Source organism: Wenyingzhuangia heitensis (genome assembly GCF_011762155.1).
Classification (GTDB): Bacteria; Bacteroidota; Bacteroidia; order Flavobacteriales; family Flavobacteriaceae; genus Wenyingzhuangia; species Wenyingzhuangia heitensis.
This window is the reverse complement of the sequence record NZ_JAASQL010000016.1, coordinates 1-4,342: the sequence shown is the minus strand read 5'-3', so window position 1 is coordinate 4,342 and position 4,342 is coordinate 1. Positions and strand designations below refer to the sequence as shown.

Here is a 4,342-nt window from a genome sequence, read left to right as displayed (position 1 = left end):
TTTTTTACAACACTGTTTTCTAATTCCCTTGCGGACATATTCTCATCTGAAACCTGTACTGTAATCTCTGGAACATCTATATCAGGCATTAAAGACACGGGTATAAAAGACGAGGCATAAAATCCTAGAATTATAATTCCTAAGGCTGTCATTAAAACAGCGATGGGGCGGGATATGAGGAATTTTATCATTACTTTTTTATTCTAATTATTTCATCTTCTTTTTTCATTTGTTTAAAGTTTAAAATCCCTAAAAGGATTAAAATTGGTATAATAGAAGAATCAAAAACCTGAATTTTTAAAAGCCAAATCATTGTTGAACTTACAATCGTACCTAATAATATTAAACTTAATACTTTGTTGATTTTATTTTGTACGATTAATGGTATATAAATTAAATATAAAGGATTGCACCAAATAATATTTAAGTTGTTTTTTACTTCTTCATGTCCTGAAAACATCCACAAAACAAGAAAAAAAAAGCCTGTAACACCGATTACAAGACTTATAATTAAGCGTATTTGTTTAGGAAACCAAAAGATTATTATTAATACTATAAATGAAAATAATAAGTGAGATGGTAATATTTCCAGAGGATTTAAATGATTAGTCTTTTTTATTGAATTTAGATTTTTTTCGTATTTTACTATTCTTTTATCGTTTAATGTTGCATATTTAATTTCTTTCTGCAAATAATTAGGTAGAAACATACTTTGGCTACGAGTAGAAATTTTATCCAATGATTTACCAAGTACCAAATTAATTCCTAACTTTAGCCAAGACATTTCTTTCAAATATGAATTAATTAAGGCTCTATTTGATTTTTTGATTTTTTGATTTTTAAAACGAACCCCAATGTAGCTTAATAAGTCACGAGTTTCAGTTGAACAATTTTTCTTCAAAAAAGAATAGAGATAAAATTTGTTTTGGGGTCTATAAAGAAAATTTAATCTATTTATAATTTTCTTTATTTCAAATTCATTAAGCTCCAAAACTTGTTCGATTATTAATCTTTCTTCACTTGTATAACTTTTTATAAAGTTATCTGTTTTTTGAATACCTCGGAAATATTCAAGTTTTCCTTTTAAGTATTTGTATTCAAAATTTGTTGTTTTAAAATCAAACATCCCAAAATTATAAACCTGGTCTATATTCTTTTCTCTGTTAAAAATTCTAATCGCTGTATGTCCAAAAACTGAATAAACTTTTTGTCCTGGCGAACAAGTTAAAATACTAATTTCAAATTGTCCATATACGTAATTTAACTGTCCAAGCAGAAATATTATTAAGATTATTTTTTTCATTTTATAAGAATATTTTTCTTTTTCGACAGTAGTAAATTTTCTAAATAAACTAATTATTATAAAGAATATTTTATTTATGACAGCTTTTTATTAACTGTGTAAACTTTTTCACATAAAAAAACAAAAGTATTCGCTCAACGAATATTAAAACGCTCATTTGTTATTTTACATTTCTCGTACAATACAAGAATTATTTTTATAATCTTAATTTAATAAAATCTCAACAATACTGCTTTCTAAATATTAACAATCGTAATATTTAGTAATTGTAACCTAACTTTACACGGCTTTAGTCATAAATACATTTTATTTTTATTAAAAACTCATGAGTAATAAATACGAATTGAATATTACATCTTATTAATAATTTTCATTAATGTTGTTAAAATAAATAGTATTTAATTCTGGTCTTTTTTTTGACGGTAAAAAAACATTAGAGATATCTAATGAATTATTTATAGTAAAATAAAAAGGAAAAGACGTTTCATCCATCATTTTTAAAAAAAAACTTTTATCATTTGTTATAGTGTATATAGGTAATTCTAAATTTTTATCATTAATTAAAATATCAAGCTCTTTCTCATTAAAGTTTTTACATATTAAGACATAATTTAAATTTGGATGTAATAATGATTGCTTCTTAAAAGTTTCTATAAACGTATCTATACAAGGTCTACAATGTTTTAGATTATCAATATACAAAACATAAGTTAATTTTAAAAAAAGAGGTTTTATACTAACTTTTTTTTTCAATGATTTGAATGTGAAATCTTTTTTTGATGTTGGATAAATTATTTTATTAGAAGATTTTATTAATTCTTTATAAATTAACAAAGACTCTTTCTCCTTTTCTTTAAATTCTTTATGAAATTTAATAAGCTCCTCTACTTTATTTATTTTTTTGTTTTTAAAACAAAAAAAAACACTGTTTATGATTAATAAAAAAACTAAACCTAATAAATATCTATTTCTACCTCTCGTCAAAATCCTTCAATTTAAATTTTACAATCACTGAATTATCTAGTATATTTAAATCTAACAATGATTTAAATTTTTTCTCTCCTATTATTTTTATAAGTTGTTTGTTATTTTTATTAGCTTTTAGTATTTCCGTTAACAACTCTGCTTTTAATATTGAATAGAAAACACCTTTTTTATAATAAAAAGGATTAAAAAATAATGAATTCACATTTTTTCCCTTTGTAAAACTACTCGTTAGACCGTAAATTAAAGATTTGTTTTTTTTATTATAATAGAACTCTGATATTTCACCATTAAAATGAGCACTAAAACAATAAAAATGTTTTGAATCGATGAAATTACCAGTTAAAATAATTTTTTCTTTCATTATCTTTTTGATTTCTTCAATATTACTTTTCTCTTTCCAAAAACCTTCAGAAAGACCATTAGTTTCATATTCGACTTGAAGTATCGGAATTAATTTGTCTTTTTTTATTTCCCAGATTTTATTGGAAAAAGCTTTATTGTAAAAAACTCTTCCATTAATCCTTTTTAACGAAGTAGGTAAAGTTAAATTATTTACAATCTCAGGGTTCTTAAAAGCTTTTTTTTCAGGGTTAAAATTCTCATTTCCCCATATCAAACTATATCTATCAATTGATGAATAATGTTTATTTCTTACTCCTTTATTGACTCCAAAAATAATTTTATTACCCAAGTATTCATGATTCGATACTGCACAATAAAGGGGTTTTAAATCTTTATAGGAGCCAAATTCATCATATCTAATTATAAATCTAGATCGTAAATCTAAAATGGAGATTAAATTGTTTTTTTTATCAATAGAAATATCACTAATACTAGACACCTCTTCTGGTCCTCGACCAATTGTTCCAATTTTATTTAAAAACCCTCCATTTTTATTAAATCTTAAAAGCCTGTTGTTACGTATATCATGAATATAATAATCTCCTGAATGGACGATAACTTTAGTTGCACTTGCGAAAAGGGACTCCTTTTTAGTCTCTAAAGGTATTATCTCTATTGATAGAGCTAAATCGAATAAATTAATGTAATCATTAAAAGCATCTGAAGGGATTATTATTTTTTCTTTAAACTCTTTCTCTACATCAAATTCTTTAATTTTATTTTTGGATATATATTTAGGACTTCCTTTAATATTAATACTTCTTAACTTATTTTTGTCGTTTTTTTCTTTTAAACCACAACTAAATAATAATAATAATAATAATAATAATACTTTATTCATAATGAAAAATTAAAGAAAACCTATGATTAGTCCAAAAATTTGACTAAAATAGGTTTTCTATTTATATTAATATTAACAGCTTGAATTTTCCATAGTAAAATGACAATATATGTAGTAACCTGGTACCCCCCAAGCTGTTCTAAACTCAGGGTATTCGCCGTACTCTTGTTCCTCTTCGCACCAAGAACAAGGTATATCTCCGAAAGGATCTTCCGCATTTGCATTGTTAATATTTACTAATTCTGCTAAAGATATATTTGAGTCTGTAATCACACTTGTGTTAAACGATAAAGCAAATGCAAACACAGCAATGCTTAAAATTCCTATTAATTTCTTCATTTAATTTTTAATTTAATATTTATGACGATTCCGCCATTTTAAAGTTTATTTAATTGTAAAGTCGTATAGGAAGTGTTACTTTTGAAACATCTTTATTCTGATTCTGTTATCAAAATAATATCTTAATATATTAAGACATCCTCTAGGATTTTGTATATCTATTTCATAGGCATATAATTTTAAAATGAATAATCTGAACAGTTTTTATTTTATCTCCTAGAGGTCTTTTTATTTTTCTTCTTTTTTAAAACTTTAACTTCACTTTCATGAGCTAAATTTAAATTGCCACTAACTATAATACTATCATTTTCTTCTAAGTTAGCTGTACTTTTATCTGGATGTGGTATTACAGCATAAGAACTACTATTTTCATGCGTTGTTAATACATAAGTCCAGTAAGCTTTACCATTTACTACTTTAAATAAAACTTCTTGATTTTGTCTTAAAATAACTGCTGATTTAGGCACAAC

At 24.3% G+C, this 4,342-nt stretch carries 6 protein-coding genes; all 6 read right to left on the bottom strand.

Annotated elements, in window-relative coordinates:
* Window positions 1-191, bottom strand: a 191-nt coding sequence (locus FHR24_RS15810) for an efflux RND transporter permease subunit (protein WP_167191096.1), incomplete at its 3' end; no start/stop codon positions are given.
* The gene (locus tag FHR24_RS15435) at window positions 191-1,303 is read right to left on the bottom strand and encodes a lipoprotein N-acyltransferase Lnb domain-containing protein (RefSeq protein WP_167191093.1); all 1,113 of its coding nucleotides are present in this window, start codon (window positions 1,301-1,303) and stop codon (window positions 191-193) included. The genes FHR24_RS15810 and FHR24_RS15435, both read right to left, overlap by 1 nt.
* Window positions 1,304-1,663: 360 nt before the next feature.
* The gene (locus FHR24_RS15430) at window positions 1,664-2,137 is read right to left on the bottom strand and encodes a hypothetical protein (RefSeq protein WP_167191090.1); all 474 of its coding nucleotides are present in this window, start codon (window positions 2,135-2,137) and stop codon (window positions 1,664-1,666) included.
* 136 nt (window positions 2,138-2,273) lie between these two features.
* Window positions 2,274-3,533 (bottom strand): 6-bladed beta-propeller, encoded by a 1,260-nt coding sequence (locus FHR24_RS15425; RefSeq protein ID WP_167191087.1) that lies wholly within the window; start codon window positions 3,531-3,533, stop codon window positions 2,274-2,276.
* Window positions 3,534-3,605: 72 nt separating this feature from the next.
* Entirely contained in the window at window positions 3,606-3,872 is a 267-nt protein-coding gene (locus FHR24_RS15420; protein ID WP_167191085.1) for a hypothetical protein, read from the bottom strand.
* Between the two features lie 209 nt (window positions 3,873-4,081).
* On the bottom strand, window positions 4,082-4,342 hold a 261-nt coding region (locus FHR24_RS15415; protein ID WP_208412383.1), incomplete at its 5' end, for a hypothetical protein.

Bases quoted from the DNA above. Each gene is read 5' to 3' on its own strand.
- FHR24_RS15420 (WP_167191085.1), bottom strand. From the start codon at position 3,872: ATGAAGAAATTAATAGGAATTTTAAGCATTGCTGTGTTTGCATTTGCT.
- FHR24_RS15435 (WP_167191093.1), bottom strand. From the start codon at position 1,303: ATGAAAAAAATAATCTTAATAATATTTCTGCTTGGACAGTTAAATTAC.
- FHR24_RS15425 (WP_167191087.1), bottom strand. From the start codon at position 3,533: ATGAATAAAGTATTATTATTATTATTATTATTATTATTTAGTTGTGGT.